The sequence below is a fragment of the Streptomyces sp. NBC_00631 genome (assembly GCF_045206895.1).
In the GTDB taxonomy this organism is placed as follows: domain Bacteria; phylum Actinomycetota; class Actinomycetes; order Streptomycetales; family Streptomycetaceae; genus Streptomyces.
On the sequence record NZ_CP107734.1, the window covers coordinates 10,231,580 to 10,251,909 of the forward strand.

Below are 20,330 nucleotides of genomic sequence, written 5' to 3' on the forward strand. Positions count from 1 at the left end.
GCCTACGCCTTCGCGGATGTCCGCGGACCGTGCACCTTGTGGCGGACGAACAGCGCCGTGGGCACGGCCATGACGATCAGTACGACTCCGCCTATGACGTTGCCCAGGTGCACGGCGTCGGTGAACGCCCTCGGTACCGCCGTCCCCACCACGTGAGCCAGGGACGCGGGAAGGTCTGCCGCGCCGCCGCCGTGTGACGCCCCCTCCACGATCCTGGCCGCCTGTGCTGAGGGGATCCCTGCCTCGACGAGACGGTCGTGCAGGTTGCGGGGGAAGCGACTGGTGACGACGGTTCCGAGCACACTGGGGCCGAGCACCGTTCCCAGCTGACGAGCCATGTTCACCGCTGCCGCCGCCATGCCCTCCTGCTGTGGCGGGACGCTGTTGACCGCGGCAGCCGTCGAGGGCGCCGTCAGCAGCCCCGCGCCGACGCCCGCCACGAGCAGCCCTGGCCACATGGCCCCGTAACCTCCCGAGGCATCGGTCGCGAGCAGCGCGAGGGACCCGGCCCCGATGAGGACCAGGCCGGCAGTGAGCAGGGGCATGAAGCCGACCCGGTGCACCAGGACCCGGGCGGTCACGACGGTGACCAGGAGGAACGTTCCGAACAGCGGCAGCAGGCGCACGCCGACGTCGAGGGGACTGGTCTGCCCCACACGTTCCATGTAGAGCACGCTGAGCAGGGCGACGCCGACCAGTCCGAAAACGCTGACAGCGGCCACGCCCATGACGGCCGAGAAGGAAGTGCTCCTGAAGAGCCTCAGGTCCAGCATCGGGTCGGGGTGACGGAGTTCCACGCGTACGAACAGGAACAGGGATACGGCGAAGACCACGTACGTGGTGATGATCGGCGCCTTGGCGTACCCGGTGGCGCCTCCCTGGATGATCGCGTAGGTGGCCGACGCCGTCATCACCGTGCCCAGGACCAGGCCCGCGAGATCGGGCTTGCGCGTGGGGTGTCCGGACTCGGCCACGAAGACCGGGGCCAGGAGGAGAGCGGTGCCGGCGATGACGATGTTGGCGATGTAGACGGAGTGCCAGGAGAAGTGTTCGAGCAGGGCTCCGGCGAGGATCGGGCCGATGGCCAGGCCCACTCCGGAGCACGCGGCCCAGATGCCGATCGCGGCGGTGCGCTCGTGCGGGTCGGTGAACGTGGCGCTGACGATCGCCAGGCTCGTCGGGAGCACGGCCGAGCCGCCGAGGCCCGCGATCGCCTGTGCGGTGACGAGCATGCCGGCGCTGTGGGCGAAGACAGCGAGGACGCTGCCCGCCAGGAAGACGGCGGTCCCCAGGCTGAACACGCGCCGGCGTCCCACGAGGTCGCCGAAGGTTCCCGCGGACATCACGAAGCTCACTACGGCGAGGCTGTACGCGCTGGTGATCCATACCAGCGTGCTCGCGGTGATGTGCAGGTCGTTCTGTATGTCGCCCAGGGCCGAGATGGTGGAGGTGACGTCGACGAAGGCCATCATGACGCCGAGACAGACCACCAGGAGGCCGAGCCAGCGGGCCCGCCCGCTGCCGGGGGCCGCGGCGCGGGACGCCCGGGCCGGAACCGACGCCGTCATCGGACTGCCACCGTCGCCTTCCGGGACACGCCCAGCGACACCACGGCCGCGACAGCCATGAGGGCCATCGTGACCCACCATGCGTGCCGGTAGGTCTCCAGAGAGGCTCCGCCGGAGGCGGTGCCGAGCATGGCGACCAGGATGCTGATGCCGACGACCGAACCGATCTGAGTCGACATGGTCACGATGGCGCTGCCGGTAGCGGCCTGCTCGGGGCGCAGACCGACCGTCGCGGAAGAGACGACGGTCGGGAGCGCCAGGCCGGCGCCGAACCCGAAGAGCAGCCAGCACGGGAGGACTCCGGAAGCGTAGTTCGGGTCGTTGTGCAGGAGAACGGCGAAGAGAAGGATGCCGGCGGAGGCGATCGCACTGCCGACCGCCGCGACGACACCGGCCGGGATCCGGAATCGGCGCTGGAGGGTTTCACTGGCGGTGGCGGCCACCGCGAAGCCGATCGGGCCGGGAAGGCTGGCGCATCCGGTCTTGATGGCGGAGTAGTGCCAGTGGTTCTGCAGCCAGAGGATCGTCGACAGCAGGAGGCCCGCGAACGAGGCCAGTTGCAGCATGCCGGCGAGGTTCGCCGAGGCGAAGATCCGGTCACGGAAGAGAGAAAGGTCGACCACGGGCACCTGGTGCCGTGACGAGCGGAGCAGGAACGCGGCCAACCCGACCGCCGCGACGACCAGGGACATGATGACCCGGGTGTCCGACCAGCCCCAGTCGGGCGCTTTCACCACTCCGAGAGCCAGGGCGCCGACCACGACGATCAGCAGAACACCGCCGAGCAGGTCGGGGATGCGGGCGTCCTGCTGGTGCCTGACGTTGGACACGAGCCGGGCGGCCAGCACGAGGGCGAGCAGCCCTACGGGGATGTTCACCAGGAACAGCCACCGCCAGGAGACCTGGACCAGCAGCCCGCCGAAGATCGGCCCGCACACCCCGGACAGTGAGCCCGCGGTGAACCAGATCTTGACATACCGCTCCACCTTGTCGGCGGGGGCGCTCGTCAGGACCAGGCCGAGGCTGGCCGGGGTCAGCAGGGCGGCGCCCACCGCCTGAAGGGCGCGGAAGAGGACCAGCACCCATACGTCACCGGACAGTGCCGCCCCGAGGCTCGCCGCCACGAAGACGGCCATGCCGAGAAGGAAGCCGCTCTTGCGCCCGAAGCGGTCGGCGAGCCGTCCCGCGGGGACGAGCAGGGCGGCGAAGACGATCGCGTAGCCATTGAGCACCCAGCTCAGGTCCGCCAGAGAGGTCGAACCCAGTCCCTGCCCGATGTTCGGCAGACCGACGTTGGTGATCCATACATCGAGCTGGCCGAGGAAACTCGCCATGGCCAGCACGGCGAGGACGAGAGCCGGCCGTGCGTTCGGCGCACCGCGGCCTCCCCGCTGCGCCTGGGGCGCTTTCACAGGAGCCATCTGATCTTGCGAAGACATGCGTGTTCTGTCCGTTCCGTGGGCTTCGAGGGATGCCGTGCGTGACGGGCTGCAGAGTTCTGGACCGCCTTGTCAAAAACCTTACGGAGTTCTGGAATGGTGTGTCAAGAAAGGTCGTGTGCCCTGTAAGCTGGGGCCATGGGGCGTCCACCAGGTTTCGACAGGGCCAAGGTCATGCAGGCCGTCGAGCGGCAGTTCCGCCGTGCCGGATACGTCGGTACGAGCGTCGATGACATCGCCAGGGCAGGCGGCCTGGGCCGCGGCAGCCTGTACGCCGCCTTCGGCGACAAGAGCAAGCTCTACCTGCAGACGCTGTCGGAGTACTGCGACCGCACGGAGGCCGCCTGGGCGGCCGTGCTCGAAGGCCCCGACGAGACGGCCCTGGTTCGGCTGCACGCATATCTCGTGAAGTCGGCGCGGTTCGTCCACGACGACCCCGACGGGCTCGGCTGCATGGTGACCGGCTTCGTCGTGGAGGGGGCCGACCATGATCCGCAGGCCGGCGCGCGGGTCCGCCAGGCACTCGGGAGGATCGAGGGTTCACTGACCGAGTGCGTTCGGGCTGCGCAGCGCCATGGCGACCTCGATCCCGAGGCGGACGCCTCCGAGATCGGTCAACTCCTCATGGCCGTCAACCGGGGCATGGAAGTAATGGCCAAGGCCGGGCTCGACGTCGCCTCGCTGGAGCGCCTCGCCGATCACGCGTTCGCGGGCCTCCCGCTCACGGTCCGGGCCCGGCAGCTGCCCCGCCCGGTCGTCTCGGACCCCTTCTAGGAGAAGCTGCGCGGACGGCTTCCTCAGCTTCCGGTCGCCGGGTCAGGCCAGAGGGTTACGCCCGCAGCCGGACGTCCTGCTCCAGCCTGGCCTTGGCCAGGCCCGGCAGGCGACGCGCTTCCACGGGCCGAAGCGCCGGGAACTCCTCAAGCCCCCGGAATCCGACGTCGCTTGCGTGCCCTTGCCTCTGTAAGACGACGCCCGGCCGCATGTGGCACCACGCGTTCGCGGAGGGGCGGCGACTGCCGGTGAGCCGGCTCGCGGAGTCCGCCGTGCGGCTCACCGGTCGGCTCTTCAGCCTCCGATGAAGCTCACCGTTTCTGTCATGTCCGCCCGCCCGGTGCGCATCGCCGGCACGCCTTCTTTCTCGAATCCCACCGCGACCCCGCAGAACAGCACGAGTCCGGCCTCGGCTCCGACCATCCGGCTGACGGTCCGGCGGTACATCGTCCACATCACCTGCGGGCAGCTGTGCAGCCCTTCCGCCCGCAGCAACAGCATGACCGTCTGCAGGTACATCCCCGCGTCTCCCCACTGCCCCGGCCCCATCGTCCGGTCGAGGTAGCAGAACAGCACGACCGGCGCCCCGAACGCCTCCGAGTTCAAGGCAGCGATCTTCACAGGCCTGTCGAGGTCGTCCCGCTCGATTCCCAGCGCTTCGTATCGCTGGGCGGCCGCGGCGGAGAAGCGGTCCAGATACGGTGAGGTCAGTCCGGCCGGGTACATCGGATACTCCCGCTCGTCACCCGGGTCTCCCGCCAGTGCCCTGGCCGTCGCACGCCGCTTCAGCTCCGCCAGCGGCTCGCCGGTCACGACATACACGTGCCACGGCTGGAGGTTCCCACTGGACGGCGCCCGCGTCGCTGCTGCCAGCACGCGTTCGAGTACCTCCCTGGTCACCGGCTCGTCGCTGAACGCCCGCACGGCCCTGCGACTCTCCACGGCTTCATACACGTCCACGTCTTCTCGTCCTCTCACTCCATCGCGGGCCGCGAAGACACGAGGTCCTGGCTCGGCTGCCGGTGCGGGATGCGCAGGACGACCGGGACATCGACCGGGCAGCCAGGAACGGCCGGCCACGCCACGTCCTCGCACCCCTCCAGTGCCGGATGCGCCAGGTGCGGGTGGGCCGCCGTCGGAGACGCCGTCACCGCCGCGGCCTCGTGATCCACCGTGCACACCAGAGTGCCTCCCATCCGCCCACGGGCGCCGAACCGGCGACCACCGACCGCGTCGACGCCACGAGTCCAGCCACGACCCACCCGTACGACCCGTGGCGCGTCGGGTCCCGGGCGGCTGCCGTCGAGTGGCGACGGTACGGTGTCAACCACGTTCATTCTGCGGCCGGTTGGAGGCAAGGGCGGCATGCGGCTTCTGCTCACCTCTGCCGGCATCAGCAACCCGACCATCCAGGATGCGCTGGTCGACCTCCTGGGCCGACCGATCGCCGAGTCCAACGCCCTCTGCATCCCCACCGCGGGTTACGGGAGCTCCTACGGACCGGCCGGGCCATGGCGGTTCCTGCGCGCTGCCGATCTGGGGTGGAAGTCCGTGGGAGTGCTGGAGCTCACGGCACTGCCCGGCATCGACCAGGACCGCTGGGTCCGCTGGGTCCGAGAGGCCGACGTCCTGCTGGTGAACGGCGGCGACACCCTGTACCTGGGCCACTGGATGCGGGAGTCCGGGCTGGCGGGCCTCCTGCCGTCACTGCACGAGACGGTGTACGTGGGATTCAGCGCCGGCAGCCTGGTGCTGACCCCGCGCGTCGGGCGGGCCTTCGTCGACCGGGAGTCGCCGACCGGCGACGACCGCACCCTCGGGATGGTCGGCTTCTCGGTCTTCCCGCACCTGGACCATCCGGACCTGCCGGAGCACACCATGGCCGCCGCGGAGCGGTGGGCGGCCGAGATCGCGGGTCCGGCGTACGCGATCGACGACGACACCGCCATCAAGGTGACCGACGGCACCGTGGAAGTCGTCTCCGAGGGCCGCTGGAGGCGCTTCACCCCCGCCTCATGAAGGGCGGCGGCCCTCTCGCCGGCTCGGTGCGGCCGGATTCCCCATGCCGTGGACGCTGCCGGCCACGGCGCTAGGTGGTGGCCCCGCTCCCCGACGGGCTGGGCGACGGTGAGCGGTCGCCCGGGCGCTGCCACGGGCCGCCGCGGTCGTGCATGCCGCCTCGGCCCATGCCCGTGAAATCGCCCGAGAACGCGCCGGACGCGGTCAGCTTGCCGTCGTCGCCCCGGGTGCCGACGAGGAAGGCCGTCGCGTCCTTCTTGAGGGCGTCGGAGTCGCCCCGGACCTTGACGTCCGAGCCCATGGTCCACGTCCACGACGTGCCGTCGTCGCTCTTGACCGTGACCTGGTCGCCGTCCACCTTCTGCACCGTGCCCCGCTGCCAGACCCGCACCACGTACTTGCCGGTGTCCGGGTCCTTGACGGTCGCCTCGCCGTGCACGCCCATGCCGCCCATCCCGAACCAGCCGTGCCCGGGTCCGCGTCCGTCCGGTGCGGAGGGCCGCGCCGACGGTGCGCCGGAGGCCGCGGGCGGCGTCGTGGAGCCGCTGCCGCCGGAGCCGGCGGCGAAGGCCACGGTGCCGCCCAGCGCGAGCGCCCCGGCGACGAAGGCCACGGTCACCGCGCGCACCCGGAACGACTGGCGGCGCCACAGGTCGCGCAGCGGCGCGCCCGGCTCGCGGTCCGGGCCCGGCCCCGACAGCACCTCCCACTCCGGGGCGGCCTGCGGGGCACGGTCGGGCATCGGGGGGATCGACGGCTCGGTTGCGTCGACGTCACGGCGGTCTTCCTGCTCCGGTTCGTGCGTCACGGCTCGCTCCCATCGGCGAACGGCACGCGGCATCGCGCGATGCATGCCTCTCTGTGAATTGTGGGAGCTCGCCGATAAGAACCTGGTAATCAGTCCCTGTGAATTCCATGAATCCGCCCCGGCGCCCCGGCGCCTGTCCCGCTACGGCAGTTCCCGTGCCCGCGCGATGAGCAGTGCCACGTCGTCGTGGTTGTCGGGGTGGTGCAGCTCCCGCAGCAGCAGGTCGCAGGCCTCCTCCAGCGGGCGGGCGGGATCGTCGAGCAGGGCCAGCAGTTCGTCGAGCCGTTCGTCCAGGGAGTGCGTGCGCGTCTCGACCAGACCGTCGGTGTAGAAGACCAGCTCGTCACCGGGCTCGAAGTCCACGGTCGTGGTGGCGAAGGGGATCCCGCCGACGCCCAGCGGAACCCCGGTCGGCAGGTCGAGGAGTTCCGGCGGCCGGCCGGGGCGGACCCGGGCCGGGGGCAGATGGCCGGCGTTGGCGATCCGGCACCGGCGCAGATGCGGGTCGTACACGGCGTACACGCAGGTCGCGATGGAGTGGTCGAGGCCCGACGTGGTCTTGTCCAGGTGTTCGAGCAGCACCGCCGGATCGAGGCCGAGCGAGGTCAGGGTGGTCGTCGCGGTGCGCAGCCGGCCCATCGTGGCGGCCGCGTTGATGCCGCTGCCCATCACGTCGCCCACCACCAGGGCCGTGCCGCCGCCGTCCAGCGGGATCACGTCGAACCAGTCGCCGCCCACCTCGACGGTGGCACCCGCCGGCTGGTAGCGGGAGGCGACCTCCAGGCCCGGGGCGACCCGGGGATGCGTGGGCAGCAGGCTGCGCTGGAGGGTCAGGGCGGTGGTGCGCGCGTTCTGGTACCAACGGGCGTTGTCGATCTGCACCGCCGCCCGCGCCGCCAGTTCCCGGGCCAGCAGCAGGTCGTCGTCGTCGAAGGAGGCCGGATTGCGGGTGCGTCTGAGGTCGAGGGCGCCCAGCACCTCGCCGCGCGCGATCAGCGGCACGGCCAGATAGGAGTGCACCCCGGCCCGGCCCAGCTCCACCGCGGCCTCGGGGGAGGGGGCGATCCGCGCCAGGTCCTCGTCCTTGACCTGCGGGACGACGACGGCCTCGCCGGTCCGTACACACCGGGTGATCAGCCGGTCCGGCGCGTACCGTGCGACCGTGCCCGGCACGTCGGCGGCCTGGACCGCGTCCGCCTCCTGGCCCGCGCGGACGGCGAGTGACCGGAGCGTGGCGGGCTCGCCCGGCCCGAGCGTGCTGCGCCGGCCCTCGACCACCGAGTCCAGCAGGTCGACGGCCGCCACGTCGGCGAGCTCCGGCACGGCGACCTCGGCGAGCTCCCGGGCGGTGCGCTCCAGGTCCAGGGTGGTGCCGATGCGGGTGGAGGCGTCGGCGATCACGGCCAGGCGGCGGCGCGCGTTCTCGGCCTCGATCCCGGCCCGGTACGGCTCGGTGATGTCCACCACCGAGGTGGCCACGCCCAGCACGTTGTCCAGGGCGTCCTCCAGCCGGTACATCGACACCGACCAGATGTGCTCCTCGTCCGGGTCGGCCGGCGTACGCCCCACCGCGGGCTCGTCGACGACCGGCTCGCCGGTCCGCAGTACCCGCAGGTACGCCGTCTCCAGGGCGTCGGCGTCCAGATAGGGAAGCACCTCCCGGATCGTCCGCCCCACGTGCTCCTCGGCCGGGACACCGTTCATCTGCTCAAGGGCCGGGTTGACCGACACGAACCGCAGCTCCGTGTCGAGGACGGCCAGCCCGATCGGCGACTGCTTGACGATCCGCTCGGACAGCGCCACGTCCTGCTCCAGCCGGCGCACCGTCGACTGGTCGGCGGCCAGCCCCAGCGCGAACACGTCGCCGTTGTCGTCCATGAGCCGCATGTTGCGGAACTCGACCACATGGGTGGTGCCGTCCTTGTGCCGGATCGGGAAACCGCCGGCCCAGCTCCGCCCGGTGCTCATCACGTCCGCGAACAACTTGCCGACCAGCTCGATGTGGCGCTCGTCCACCATCAGCCGGGCCGCGTACTGGCCCAGCGCCTCCCGCGCCGAGTAACCGAACAGCTCCTCGGCCTGCGGGCTCCACAGCACGATGCGCCCCTTGGCGTCCAGCACCACCGAGGCCACGCTCAGGACGTCCAGGAGCCCGCCCGGCCGCACGGGTCCGCGCACGGGCTCCCGGCCCCCGGGCACCGCAGCCTCGGCTGGACTCATCGCACGCACCGCCTTCGAACTCTCGTACGGCACGTCGTCCCCCGTGCCGACTCCCCTTGTTCTATCGCGCTCACACCCGTCTCTCCGTAGCCGCCGCCGACTTTTCCACCATCTCTCAACACGGCGGCATCCGTACGGCGAAGCGACCACAGAGGCGGCTGTGGCGTGAGTTCACTTTCCCGTCCCGTCATTGGCCTGTACATGCCCATCGAAGCCACGCCAGACTGACCGGCGCACGCGCGTCCCACCCCCCAGATACCGAGGAGTAGGCTTCCATGCCCGCGTCCACCCGGCAACGTTGTCGCGCAGGCCTGACCGCCCTGGTCGCCCTCGCCACCACCCTGGTCCTCGCGACCGCCGCCCCGGCCTTTGCCGCCGACACCTGGACCGAGACCGGCTCCGACCACGCCGATGCGCTCACCGAGAGCCAGGGCCTGACCTCGGTCGAGGTCCCGGCCGGCAGCGCCAACCGGTACACCGGCATCGGCACCATCCCGCTCAGCGTCTCCAGTCGCGGCTGGAACCACGTCGGCGACCCCGACGAGTCCTATGACGGCTACTACGTCGAGCCCTACCAGGCGGACTCCGGCACCGCCAAGATGTACCGGGTGCAGGCCCCCGACGGCACCTGGTCGGAGTACGTCCACACGCTCGCCTCCGGTGAGGCCCTCAACAACTCCTGGTCCGCCGTCACGCCCGACAGCCAGTACATGCTCTCCGGCGAGTACGGCACCATGACCCGCTTCCTGGTCTTCCCGACGCCGGGGGCCAACAAGAGCACCTCGCCGTCCGCGAACCTCCCGCTCGCGTCCGTCGTCAACCTGGACCACGCCGTCCGTGACGTGCAGGGCTGCGACTTCTCCGGCGCCACCACGCTGCTGTGCTCCTCGGACGACCCGGACGGCAGCCTCTTCGGCTACACCAAGCCGCTGCTGCAGATCGACCTGTCCGCGCAGCCCGGCACCGGCAACGTCACCGGACATGTCACCGCGCTGCGCCAGCTCCCGCTGCGCAGCTCCTGCTCGGGCACCTTCGAGGCCGAGGGCATCGACTACGACCGGCGCACCGGCACCCTGCGGGTCATCGTGATGTCGCCGAGCATCTGCGTCCTCACCGACAGCAAGACCTACAGGTTCACCCGGAGCTGAGCCCGCGGCCGCCTGCCCCGGCGGGTGGTGCAGGGCCCGGAGATCGGTGCTTTTCTGTTGGCATGGCGCGGTTCGCGGGGGAACCCGTGCTACCGCGCCACTGCCATGAGAGGAGCGATCACGATGGTCCGTGAGCGACCGCACGAGGAACCCGTCTCGCTGGAGATCAGCGGATGCAGCAAGGAGGACGCCCGGATCGTGTTCGACGCGCTGTGCCAGTGCTTCGAGTCCGACCGGGACATGGAGGACGTGCCGCAACAGCTCCACGAGACCCGCCCGATGGTGTGGCTCGGCACGTTCGAGGTCACCGACACCCACGAGTGCACCCCGCCGCCCCGGCTCTCGGCCTCGGTGGAGGCCGACGCGCAGGGCGGCTACTGGGCCATCGACCGGCTCCGTACGACCCTCGACTCCCTGTTCGCGGTGCGCAACCTGTCCTCCGCCTCGGGGGACCAGGAGCGGGAGCTGCACGTCCTGCTCGAAAGCCGGTGACCACCGGTGATCTGAGACACGTCACATCGGAGCTGTTGTGCAACTAGTTGCATAATCCGTGCGCGGTCCTCTACAACTACGGTGACGACACCGCGCACGGAGGCCCCGATGAGCCGTTACCCGCACCTGCTGCAACCCCTCGACCTGGGCTTCACCACGCTGCCCAACCGCGTGCTCATGGGCTCCATGCACGTGGGCCTGGAGGAGGCCGAGCGCGGCTTCGAGCGGATGGCGGAGTTCTACGCGGCCCGGGCCCGCGGGGGAGTCGGCCTCATCGTCACCGGCGGCATCGCGCCCAACGACGAGGGCCGCCCGTACGAGGGCGGCGCCAAGCTCACCACCGAGGAGGAGGCCGGGCAGCACCGGGCAATCACCGGGGCCGTGCACCGCGAGGGCGGCAGGATCGCGATGCAGATCCTGCACTTCGGCCGGTACGCCTACCACCGCGACCTGGTCGCCCCGAGCCCTCTCCAGGCCCCGATCAGCCCCTTCCCGCCCCGCGAGCTGACCGACGCCGACGTCGAGCGCACCATCGACGACTACGCGCGCGCCGCCCGCCTCGCCCGGCAGGCCGGCTACGACGGCGTCGAGATCATGGGCTCCGAGGGCTACCTGATCAACGAGTTCATCGCCGCCCCGACCAACCGGCGCACCGACCGCTGGGGCGGCTCGTACGAGAACCGGATGCGGTTCCCCGTCGAGATCGTCCGCCGGGTGCGCGAGGCGGTCGGCGAGGACTTCGTCATCATCTACCGGCTGTCCATGCTGGACCTGGTCCCCGGCGGCTCCTCCCTCGACGAGGTGATCACCCTCGCCAGGGCCGTCGAGGCCGCCGGGGCGACCATCATCAACACCGGCATCGGCTGGCACGAGGCCCGCATCCCCACCATCGCCACCTCGGTGCCGCGCGGCGCCTACACCTGGGTCACCAAGAAGCTGATGGGCGCGGTGTCCGTACCGCTGGTGACCACCAACCGCATCAACACCCCGGAACTCGCCGAGGAGTTGCTCGCCGAGGGCTACGCGGACATGGTCTCCATGGCCCGCCCGATGCTCGCCGACCCCGACTTCGTCGCCAAGGCCGAGGCCGGGACGCCCGAGGCCATCAACACCTGTATCGGCTGCAACCAGGCCTGCCTCGACCACACCTTCAGCGGGAAGATCACCTCCTGCCTGGTCAACCCGCGCGCCTGCCACGAGACCGAGCTGGTCCTCGCCCCGACCCGGCTGAAGAAGCGCGTCGCGGTGGTCGGCGCCGGACCGGCCGGCCTCGCCTGCGCGGTCTCCGCCGCCGAACGCGGCCACGAGGTCACCCTGTTCGACGCGGCGGCCGAGATCGGCGGCCAGCTCAACGTGGCCCGCAAGGTCCCCGGCAAGCAGGAGTTCGACGAGACCCTGCGCTACTTCCGCCACCGGCTCGACGCCCACCGCGTCGACGTACGTCTGAACACGACCGTCGGGCCCGCGGACGTCACCGGATACGACGAGGTCGTGGTAGCCACCGGCGTCACCCCGCGCACCCCCGACATCCCGGGCATCGACCACCCCCGCGTCCTCGGCTACCTCGACGTGCTGCGCGACAACGCCCCCGTCGGCGACCGGGTCGCGATCCTCGGCGCCGGCGGCATCGGCTTCGACGTCGCCGAGTACCTCACCGACGGCGGCGACAAGGCGAGCGACGACCCGGCGACGTACTTCAGGCACTGGGGCGTCGACATGGACTACCGGGGCCCCGGCGGCCTGGCAGCCCCCGAACGCCCAGCGCCCCCGCGCACCGTCCACCTGCTCCAGCGCAGGACCGGCAAGGTCGGCGCCGGACTCGGCAAGACCACCGGCTGGATCCACCGCACCGAACTCAAGCACCGGGGCGTCACCATGGTCCCGGGTGTGCGGTACGACCTGATCGACGACGCCGGACTGCACATCACCGTCGACGGGGAGAGCACCGTCCTGGAGGTCGACACCGTGGTGCTGTGCACCGGGCAGGAACCGCGCCGGGGCCTGTACGAGGAACTGGTCGCCGCCGGCTGCAGCGCGCACCTCGTCGGCGGTGCCGACATCACCGCCGAGCTGGACGCCAAACGGGCCATCAAGCAGGGCACCGAGCTGGCCGCCGCCCTGTAGGGCTCCTCCCTAGGATGAGCCCATGTCACTCCCGCACGCGATCCTCACCGCCCTGCTCGAAAGGCCGTCGTCGGGGCTTGAGCTGACCCGCAGGTTCGACAGGTCGATCGGCTACTTCTGGTCGGCCACGCACCAGCAGATCTATCGCGAGCTCGGAAGACTGGAGACCGAGGGGTACATCCGCACCCTGCCGGCCGAGCAGCCGGCCCGCGGGCAGAAGAAGAGCTACGAGGTCCTGCCCGCGGGCCGCGCCGAACTGGCCCGCTGGACCGCCGCCGCCCAGGACCCCAAGCCGCAGCGGGACGTGCTCCTGCTGCGGCTGCGCGCGGCCGCGGTCGTCGGCACCGCCGGCCTCGAAGCCGACCTGCGCCGCCATCTGGAGCTGCATCAAAGGCAGTTGGCCGAGTACGAGGAGATCCAGCGCCGCGACTTCCCGCCGGGCAAGGACACTCCCGAGGACCGGCTGCGGCACCTGGTGCTCCGGGCCGGCATCGATCTGGAGACCTTCTGGACGCAGTGGCTCAGCCACGCCCTGGAAGAGTTCGGCGAACTTCCCGACCTGCCCTAGAGCCGGTACGGCTTCGAGCGCTTGCGCAGGTACCAGCCGGTGGCGATGACACCCGATCCGACCAGCGCCGCGCCGATGCCCAGGGTGAGAGGGCCGTAGTCGCGGGCGGCACCGCCCAGGCCGCCCATCACGCCGCGGGCGGGCGCGTCCGATCTCGTGGTGGAGGAGGTCGTCGGCGCTGCGGCGGAGGAGGAGACGATCACCGACTGGGTGCCCGCCGTACCGCCGTTGGAGCAGACGACGACCACCGTGTAGGTGCCCGGAGACACCCCCGACCAGGCGGCGGACTGGCTCACGGTGGTGCCCGCCAGGGCCACCTGCCGCCCTTGGGCGAAGGCGGTCTGACCGCTGTTGAGCAGGGAGGCGTTGCCCCAGCTGCCGTTGTTCTGGGTGCAGGCGCTGGTGACCACCGAGACCGTGGTGCCGATGGTGCTCACCGAGATGCCCGAGAGCGCGGCGGACGGGCCGGCGAGCCAGGCCGGGAACGCGGCGGCGGCCGCCAGGGTCAGGCCGGAGCGGAGGAGAAGTCGTGTAGTGCGCATGGTCTGCCCTCCGGCGGCACGGTTGGCGGAACGTCCCTTGCGCCGCCGAGGGTGGGGAAACGCCCGTGCTGCCTCAGGTTCAGCGAAAGGGGATTCGGCGCGTCCCGCACCCGGAGCGCGACCGGCCAGGTGACTTCTTCCTCCGTCCGGCCCCGCCCGGATGCGGTTCAGGCACCCGTCGTCACGGTCCGCTCCGCCGACCAGCCGCCCCAGGTGCCGTCCGGCAGCCGCGCGCGAAGCCGCACCTGGTGCACCGCCCCATGGTCGCGGCCCACATAGAAGCTATAGGTCGAACGGCCCTTCGGCGGGGTGCCGCCCCACACCAGGGAGGTGGTCGTACCGCCGTCGAGCCGGATCTGGTACTCCGTGACCACACCGTCCACCTGCGGCGGCTCCCACGCCAGATCGAGGTAGCAGGCCCCGCTCTCCTCGTGGGTCCGCGCCGTGAACGCGGTCGGCGCGGTGTCCCGCCCGTCGCCGGTGCCCGGCGTGGTCAGGCGCACCGCTGCGCTCGCGGGCGAGAGGTTGTCGGCCGCGTCCCGGGCCCGGACGGTGAAGACATAGCGGGTGCCCGGCCGCAGCCCGGTGACCACGGCCGAGGTCTGGTTCCCGCCCACACTGTGGATCTTGGCTCCGCCCTGCCAGATGTCGTACGACACCACGGCCCGGTCGTCCGTCGAGGCGCCCCAGGACAGCTGCACGGCACGGCTGCCCACGGCCCGCCCGTCCGGCCGGGTCGGCCGGGTCGGCGCCGATCGGTCCGCCGCCACCATCGCCGGGGTGGTCGCCCGCACCGCACGGCTGCGCGGCCCCAGGCTGCCGTCCCCGCCCCGGGCCCGCACGCTGAACACATACACCGTGGAAGGCCTGAGCCTGGTGACGTCCACCATGTGCTGGGAACCGGGCACTTCCTGGACCTTCGTGGTGCCCCGATACACCTCGTAGCCGCGGATCCCGGAACCGTCCGGCAACGCGTTCCACATGACGTGCACGCTGGTGGCGCTCCCGGCCGCCGCGGTCACCCCGGTCGGGGCGCCTGGCAGCCGCCCGCTGTCGCCGTCGGAGGCCCCGCCCCAGCCGCAGGACGTCACCGCCAGCAGCACGCAGACCACGACAGCTCGGCGCACGGTTCCGCCTCCCGGGGACGGCAGCACGGCAATGGTCCGGACCAATATGGCCTGGCCGGTAGGCCGACATCAAGAGGGCCGTATTGGAGACGACGGGGAAGAGTTACGTATGCTGAGGGCACTGCGGCCGAACTTCCCCGGAGGACAGGGGAGTTCGCGCCTGTGGCGCGGAACGCTGTCGTCGCTGATCCCGCGCCGGCACAGGCGGCCGGGGCGGTCTGGGCTGACACCGGCTCAGCGCCCCGGCCCTCGACGGCCTCTCACGAAGTGTCAGTTTCGTTGCTCCGAACGGCCCTGTACGGCCTCCACGTGCTGGCCCGGCCGCCCGACCCGCACCAGATTGTTCCGGTGACTCCATGTCCCCCACGAAAAGGGTCCCTCATCGTGCGTGTCCAGTCGCTGACGCTGGCCGCGGCCGGCGCCGCCCTGCTCGCCCCGGCCACACTGCCCGTCCCCGGCGTCTCGTTCGCGGCCTCCGGTGACCGGCACCGGATCACCGCCACCGACCTGCTGGCCCGGGTCCATGACTGCGTTCAGGTCTCCAAGGGCCGCTACCGCTCCGACGCCGACACCGCCGCCACCGTCCCCGTGTGCGGAACCCCGCAGGTCGTCTTCTGGAAGGCGGACCTCGACATCGACTGCGACGGCCGGCCCACCGCCCACTGCAACCGCGGCGCCGACCCGGCGTTCTCCGCAGCCACCGCCTACCAGCAGTCCAACGGCCGCCAGCTCAACGCCGAGAAGCTGCCCTACGTCGTCGTACCCGGCCCCAGCGGCCGCTGGAACCACTGGGCGTCCGGCATCCGGGGCGGTGCGGTCGCCGCGGTGATCTACAAGGGCCGGGTGCAGTACGCCGTCGTCGGTGACACCGGGCCGCGGGACATCATCGGTGAGGCCTCGTACGCCACCGCGAAGGCGCTGGGCGTGAACCCCGACCCGCGGGTCGGCGGGGTGGCCTCCGGTGTCACCTACATCGTCTTCAAGGACTCCGCGGTCGACCCCATCGAGGACCGCGCGGCCGCGGAGGCGGAGGGGGAGCGGCTGGCGGAGCAGTTCACCGAGGACGCTGACCGGTGACCGGGCCGCCCCCGCCCGTGCCGGTCAGACGGCCGCCCAGCCGTTGTCGACCGGCAGGATCGCGCCGTTGATGTTGCTCGCCGCGTCCGAGGCCAGGAAGACGATCGCGGCCGCCTGCTCCTCGGGCTCGGAGACCTGGCCCACGTTGCCGAAGTACGGGCCGAGCGCGGCCGGCCCGTGGGCGCCGTCCTCCAGGTCGATCTGAATGCCGGTCCTGGTGCCGCCGGGCGCGATCGCGTTGGCCCGGATCCCCTGGTTGCGGTACATCACCGCCAGGTTCTTGGTCAGGCCGACGACACCGTGCTTCGAGGCCGTGTAGGCGGCACCCGCCGCGCTGCCGCGCAGACCGGCCTCGGAGGCGGTGTTGACGATCGCGCCCCGGCCCGCCGCCAGCATGTGCGGCAGCACCGCCCGGGTGAGCAGGAACGGCGCGGTGAGGTTGACCCGTATCACCCGCTCCCACTCCGTGTCGCTGACGTCCGCGAGCGCGGACATCCGGTCCATGATCCCGGCGTTGTTCACCAGGACGTCCACCCCGCCGAACCGCTCCACCGCGGTCGCGACCACCTGGTCCACCACGGACTGCTCGCTGAGGTCGCCGGTGACGGCCACGGCCGTACCGCCCGCCTTCTCGATCTCCGCCACCGCCGCGCCCGCGGCCTCGGCGTTCAGGTCGGCGACCAGGACCCGGGCGCCTTCCCTCGCGAAGGCCAGGGCGGCGGCGCGCCCGATCCCCGATCCCGCGCCGGTGACGATGACGCCGCGCCCGTCGAGTCCGCTGGCCATGTGGTGCTCCCATCAGGTGGTTCGTGGGCGCCACGCGCCCGGTGCGGTCACACCATACGACTTAATGTCGCTAAGTGACATAAAGTCGGGCCGGAATTTCCACCACCTCGGCTCCTCGGGGAGAATCCGGGTGCGACAGGCACCGGCACCGGAGGGACAGATGACCGCAGGGGGACGCACGGGACGGCCGCCGCTGACCGAGGAGCGCAAGGCCGAGATCAGACTGGAGATCGCCCGCGCCGCGGTGGAGCTGTTCGTCGCCCAGGGGGTGGCCGCGACCACGGGCGAGCAGATCGGGCAGGCGGTCGGGGTCTCGGCGCGCACGGTGTGGCGCTACTTCCCGAGCAAGGAGGCCTGCGTACGGCCGCTGTTCGCGGCCGGCATCGAGGCCGTCGCCGACTGCCTGCGGGCCTGGCGGCCCGGAGAGCCGCTGGAGGAGGCCTTCGAGGACGCCGTACCGACGGACAGCCGGCTGGTCGCGGGCCCCGACCGCGCCACCATGGGCGCCCTGGTCCGGCTGACCCGCGGCGAACCGGGCCTGCGGGCGGAGTGGCTGCAGTCCTACGACGAGGCCGAACCGGCGTTCGCCCGCGCCCTCGCCGAACGCTCCGGGCTGCCCGCCGACGACCTGCGGCCCACCATTCAGGCGGCCATGTTCAACGCGGCCCTGCGCGCGGCCGTCGAGCACTACGCCTGGCGGGTCGCCGACGAGACCACGGACCCGGCCACGGCGGAGGCCGAGCTCACGGCGACCATGCGCTCGGCCCTCGCGGTGGCGGCGGAGGGACTCGGCTAGGGCGGCCTCAGACCTTGCGGTAGGTGTACGCCTCGGCGGCCGCCGCCTCCACGGCGTCCAGGTCGGCCCCGGTGGCGGCCGTGACGACCGCGGCGACCGCGCCCTCGACGAACGGCGCGTCCACCAGCCGGGTGCCGTCCGGAAGCTCGCCGCCCTCGGCGAGCAGCGCCTTCACGGTGAGCACCGCGCTGCCCAGGTCGGTGAGGACGGCGACCCCGGCGCCCCGGTCCACGGACGCGGCGGCGGCGGCGATCAGCTCGGCGCTGGTGCCGAGCCCGCCGCCCTCGGTGCCGCCCGCCGGGGCGACCGGCACCGTCGTGGGGCCCCCCGCCAGTCCCTCGGCCAGCTCCGCGACGGACGCCGCGACCTGTGCGCTGTGCGACACCAGCACGATCCCTACCAGCTTGTTCTCACTCACCGGCCGCCTCCGAGAGTCCCGCGACGAGCAGCGCCGACGAGGTGGCGCCGGGGTCCTGGTGGCCGATGCTGCGCTCGCCGAGATAGCTCGCGCGGCCCTTGCGGGCCTGCAGCGGAATCGTCGCCTCGGCGCCCTGTTCGGCGGCGGCCCGAGCCGCCCCGAAACCGTCGCCGAGCGCGTCGACGGCCGGCACCAGGGCGTCGATCATCGTCTTGTCCCCGGGCGCGGCCCCGCCGAGCGCCATGACCTTGTCCACCCCGGCCCGCAGCGCCTCGGCGAGCTCGCCCTCACTGACCTCGGCCGCGTCGCCGAGCGCCTTGCCGGTACTGCGCAGCAGCGTGCCGTACAGCGGCCCGGACGCGCCGCCGACCGTCGATATCAGCCGGCGTCCGGCGAGCGTCAGCACGGCACCCGGGGTCTCCGGCGCGTCCTTCTCCAGCGCGGCCACCACGGCCTTGAACCCGCGCTGGAGATTGCTGCCGTGGTCGGCGTCCCCGATGGGGGAGTCGAGGGCGGTGAGCCGCTCCGCCTCGCGGTCGACGGAGGCGGCGGTCGCCGCCATCCAGCGGCGGAAGAAGTCGGCGTCGAGCACTGGATCTCCTTGCGTTGCGTTGCGGTACGGACGCAGGTCGGTGCTGTCTCTCGCTCACATGCCCCAGCGCAGCGCCGGCGTCTTCACCGGCGCGTCCCACAGCCGCAGCAGCTCCTCGTCGACCTGGCAGAGCGTGACCGAGGCACCGGCCATGTCCAGGGAGGTCACGTAGTTGCCGACCAGTGTGCGGGCCACGCTCACGCCGCGCTCGGCGAGCACCCGCTGGACCTCGGCGTTGAACCCGTACAGCTCAAGGAGCGGGGTCGCGCCCATGCCGTTGACCAGGACGAGGACCGGGTTGTGCGGGGGCATGTCCTCCAGGACGGCGTTGACCGCGAAGTCGGCGATCTCGCCGGAGGTCATCATGGCCCGCCGCTCCCGGCCCGGCTCGCCGTGGATGCCGATGCCCAACTCCAGCTCGCCGGGCGGCAGGTCGAAGGTCGGGGTGCCCTTGGCCGGAGTGGTGCACGCACTCAGCGCGACGCCGAAGCTGCGGGAGTTCTCGTTCACCTGGCGCCCGACGGCCTCCACCCGCTCCAGCGGCTGCCCCTCGGCGGCGGCCGCCCCGGCGATCTTCTCGACGAAGAGGGTGGCGCCGGTGCCGCGCCGGCCCGCCGTGTAGAGACTGTCCGTGACGGCCACGTCGTCGTTGACGAGCACCTTCGCCACCTGGATGCCCTCGTCCTCGGCGAGTTCGGCGGCCATGTCGAAGTTGAGCACGTCACCGGTGTAGTTCTTCACGATGAACAGCACCCCGGCCCCGCTGTCCACGGCCGCGGCGGCCCGGGCCATCTGGTCCGGGACGGGGGACGTGAACACCTCGCCGGGACAGGCGGCCGACAGCATCCCGGGACCCACGAATCCGCCGTGCAGCGGCTCATGCCCGGAACCGCCGCCCGAGATCAGCGCGACCTGTCCGGCGACGGGGGCGTCCCGCCGTACGATCACCCGGTTCTCCACGTCCACGGTGAGGTCGGGATGAGCCGCCGCGATGCCTCGCAGCGCATCCGCCACCACGGTCTCCGGAACGTTGATCAGCATCTTCATGTGATACTCCCAGCAAGATTAGCAGACTCGTCTCTGACCTGCTTCTTTCCAGGGCAGAGTAGGTTTCGGCAGTTCTTGATCTTGGCGCCCCGTAGCGGTACGCGGCGGGTTGTGGCGAGGCTGATGCTGACTCAATGCTGACTTCGATGACGGTTCGTCAGGTGTGGATGGGGATGTGAGCACGAGCGTTGTACTTTTCCTCACGGCAGTATCGACCTTGTGGGCGCGAAGGTCACGCCAGCGGGTTTCCGGGCTCCTGGTGGTACAGCTTCTGCGCGGCTCTGACCAGCGTGAACGAGTGAATCCGGCGATGATGTTCCGGCCCTCAGCAAGGTCCGGATCTTGTTCCTGGGTATGGCCTTGGCCTCGCTGACAGTCGGCCGTCCGAGCTTCGATCGGAGCCGACGCTCCTCGTGGTGGACCTCTGCCATGCCGGCCGGGCGGCCCGGATCGCGCAGCTGGCCAGATCCTCGGACGCGGAGCTGCACGCTTGGGTGATCGCCGCCACCAGCTCTGACCGCCCCGCCTTCGATGGCGCGTTCAGTGCGGTCGTAGCCGACGTCCTGGAACAGATCGCTGCCAACGGCCTCGATACCGACAGGTCCTTGCCCTACGTGCAGTGGGACAGGGCGGCCCCGGCGATTAAGCGCAGGCTGCGGGGACTCGGCAGCACCCAGCTGGTTCACTCGACCAGGGTCGACCTGGCGCGTGAGCGCCACCTGCCCTTCCTCCCCAACCCGCGCTGGACGGCCAGCCCGGACCATCGACCCCCCGGTGCGTGAGTT

General features: G+C 71.5%; 21 protein-coding genes. 9 read left to right on the plus strand and 12 right to left on the minus strand.

Features of this window, described 5'->3' with window-relative positions:
* Window positions 1-2: 2 nt before the first annotated feature.
* Window positions 3-1,568: an MFS transporter gene (locus OHB00_RS46105; RefSeq protein ID WP_406444302.1), complete on the minus strand. Its 1,566-nt coding sequence runs from the start codon at window positions 1,566-1,568 to the stop codon at window positions 3-5.
* On the minus strand, window positions 1,565-2,989 hold the full coding sequence (locus tag OHB00_RS46110) for an MFS transporter (protein WP_406444304.1): 1,425 nt from the start codon (window positions 2,987-2,989) through the stop codon (window positions 1,565-1,567). The genes OHB00_RS46105 and OHB00_RS46110 overlap by 4 nt, the downstream gene beginning before the upstream one ends.
* 156 nt (window positions 2,990-3,145) lie before the next feature.
* On the opposite strand from OHB00_RS46110, the gene OHB00_RS46115 reads away from it, so the two are divergent.
* Complete coding sequence (locus OHB00_RS46115; protein WP_406444306.1) at window positions 3,146-3,781, plus strand: TetR/AcrR family transcriptional regulator; 636 nt, start codon at window positions 3,146-3,148, stop codon at window positions 3,779-3,781.
* A 294-nt stretch (window positions 3,782-4,075) separates the two neighbouring features.
* Here OHB00_RS46115 and OHB00_RS46120 read toward each other — a convergent pair whose 3' ends face one another.
* Together OHB00_RS46120 and OHB00_RS46125 are read right to left on the minus strand one after the other, a co-directional pair.
* The gene (locus OHB00_RS46120; protein WP_406444308.1) at window positions 4,076-4,741 is read right to left on the minus strand and encodes a nitroreductase; all 666 of its coding nucleotides are present in this window, start codon (window positions 4,739-4,741) and stop codon (window positions 4,076-4,078) included.
* 14 nt (window positions 4,742-4,755) lie between these two features.
* On the minus strand, window positions 4,756-4,977 hold the full coding sequence (locus OHB00_RS46125) for a hypothetical protein (protein WP_406444310.1): 222 nt from the start codon (window positions 4,975-4,977) through the stop codon (window positions 4,756-4,758).
* 169 nt (window positions 4,978-5,146) lie between these two features.
* Here OHB00_RS46125 and OHB00_RS46130 point away from each other — a divergent pair, with 169 nt between their 5' ends.
* The gene (locus tag OHB00_RS46130; protein ID WP_406444312.1) at window positions 5,147-5,800 is read left to right on the plus strand and encodes a Type 1 glutamine amidotransferase-like domain-containing protein; all 654 of its coding nucleotides are present in this window, start codon (window positions 5,147-5,149) and stop codon (window positions 5,798-5,800) included.
* A gap of 70 nt (window positions 5,801-5,870) precedes the next feature.
* Here the strand turns inward: OHB00_RS46130 and OHB00_RS46135 are convergent, their stop codons facing one another.
* Window positions 5,871-6,608 carry a hypothetical protein gene (locus OHB00_RS46135; RefSeq protein ID WP_406444314.1) on the minus strand — a complete coding sequence of 246 codons (738 nt, stop codon included), beginning with the start codon at window positions 6,606-6,608 and terminating at the stop codon, window positions 5,871-5,873.
* A gap of 141 nt (window positions 6,609-6,749) precedes the next feature.
* Window positions 6,750-8,828 carry a SpoIIE family protein phosphatase gene (locus OHB00_RS46140; protein WP_406444316.1) on the minus strand — a complete coding sequence of 693 codons (2,079 nt, stop codon included), beginning with the start codon at window positions 8,826-8,828 and terminating at the stop codon, window positions 6,750-6,752.
* Between the two features lie 275 nt (window positions 8,829-9,103).
* On the opposite strand from OHB00_RS46140, the gene OHB00_RS46145 reads away from it, so the two are divergent.
* From OHB00_RS46145 to OHB00_RS46160, 4 genes are all read left to right on the plus strand, one after another.
* A complete protein-coding gene (locus tag OHB00_RS46145) occupies window positions 9,104-9,976 on the plus strand; it encodes a hypothetical protein (protein WP_406444318.1) in 873 nt (290 codons plus the stop codon).
* Between the two features lie 123 nt (window positions 9,977-10,099).
* Window positions 10,100-10,468, plus strand: coding sequence for a hypothetical protein (locus tag OHB00_RS46150; RefSeq protein WP_406444320.1), 369 nt, complete (start codon window positions 10,100-10,102; stop codon window positions 10,466-10,468).
* Window positions 10,469-10,576: 108 nt separating this feature from the next.
* Complete coding sequence (locus tag OHB00_RS46155) at window positions 10,577-12,592, plus strand: FAD-dependent oxidoreductase (protein WP_406444322.1); 2,016 nt, start codon at window positions 10,577-10,579, stop codon at window positions 12,590-12,592.
* Between the two features lie 22 nt (window positions 12,593-12,614).
* Window positions 12,615-13,160, plus strand: a complete 546-nt coding sequence (locus OHB00_RS46160) for a PadR family transcriptional regulator (RefSeq protein ID WP_406444324.1) — start codon at window positions 12,615-12,617, stop codon at window positions 13,158-13,160.
* Here OHB00_RS46160 and OHB00_RS46165 read toward each other — a convergent pair.
* Together OHB00_RS46165 and OHB00_RS46170 are read right to left on the minus strand one after the other, a co-directional pair.
* Window positions 13,157-13,702 (minus strand): hypothetical protein, encoded by a 546-nt coding sequence (locus tag OHB00_RS46165; RefSeq protein ID WP_406444326.1) that lies wholly within the window; start codon window positions 13,700-13,702, stop codon window positions 13,157-13,159. The two genes, OHB00_RS46160 and OHB00_RS46165, sit on opposite strands and share 4 nt — an antisense overlap.
* 167 nt (window positions 13,703-13,869) lie before the next feature.
* The gene (locus OHB00_RS46170; RefSeq protein ID WP_406444328.1) at window positions 13,870-14,829 is read right to left on the minus strand and encodes a fibronectin type III domain-containing protein; all 960 of its coding nucleotides are present in this window, start codon (window positions 14,827-14,829) and stop codon (window positions 13,870-13,872) included.
* Between the two features lie 384 nt (window positions 14,830-15,213).
* Between OHB00_RS46170 and OHB00_RS46175 the strand changes: the two genes are divergently transcribed.
* Complete coding sequence (locus OHB00_RS46175; RefSeq protein WP_406444330.1) at window positions 15,214-15,906, plus strand: glycoside hydrolase family 75 protein; 693 nt, start codon at window positions 15,214-15,216, stop codon at window positions 15,904-15,906.
* Between the two features lie 24 nt (window positions 15,907-15,930).
* On the opposite strand, the gene OHB00_RS46180 is transcribed toward OHB00_RS46175, so the two are convergent.
* Window positions 15,931-16,692 (minus strand): SDR family NAD(P)-dependent oxidoreductase, encoded by a 762-nt coding sequence (locus tag OHB00_RS46180; protein ID WP_234539937.1) that lies wholly within the window; start codon window positions 16,690-16,692, stop codon window positions 15,931-15,933.
* Between the two features lie 160 nt (window positions 16,693-16,852).
* On the opposite strand from OHB00_RS46180, the gene OHB00_RS46185 reads away from it, so the two are divergent.
* Window positions 16,853-17,488 carry a TetR/AcrR family transcriptional regulator gene (locus OHB00_RS46185; RefSeq protein ID WP_406444332.1) on the plus strand — a complete coding sequence of 212 codons (636 nt, stop codon included), beginning with the start codon at window positions 16,853-16,855 and terminating at the stop codon, window positions 17,486-17,488.
* 7 nt (window positions 17,489-17,495) lie between these two features.
* Here the strand turns inward: OHB00_RS46185 and OHB00_RS46190 are convergent, their stop codons facing one another.
* The 3 genes from OHB00_RS46190 to dhaK are packed head-to-tail and all read right to left on the minus strand — an operon-like array spanning window position 17,496 to window position 19,545.
* Window positions 17,496-17,906, minus strand: a complete 411-nt coding sequence (locus OHB00_RS46190) for a PTS-dependent dihydroxyacetone kinase phosphotransferase subunit DhaM (protein ID WP_406444334.1) — start codon at window positions 17,904-17,906, stop codon at window positions 17,496-17,498.
* Complete coding sequence (dhaL, locus tag OHB00_RS46195) at window positions 17,899-18,498, minus strand: dihydroxyacetone kinase subunit DhaL (RefSeq protein ID WP_406444336.1); 600 nt, start codon at window positions 18,496-18,498, stop codon at window positions 17,899-17,901. Before dhaL ends, OHB00_RS46190 begins: the two co-directional genes overlap by 8 nt.
* 54 nt (window positions 18,499-18,552) lie before the next feature.
* Complete coding sequence (gene dhaK / locus OHB00_RS46200; RefSeq protein ID WP_406444338.1) at window positions 18,553-19,545, minus strand: dihydroxyacetone kinase subunit DhaK; 993 nt, start codon at window positions 19,543-19,545, stop codon at window positions 18,553-18,555.
* A 416-nt stretch (window positions 19,546-19,961) separates the two neighbouring features.
* On the opposite strand from dhaK, the gene OHB00_RS46205 reads away from it, so the two are divergent.
* Window positions 19,962-20,327: a hypothetical protein gene (locus OHB00_RS46205; RefSeq protein ID WP_406444340.1), complete on the plus strand. Its 366-nt coding sequence runs from the start codon at window positions 19,962-19,964 to the stop codon at window positions 20,325-20,327.
* Window positions 20,328-20,330 lie beyond the last annotated feature (3 nt).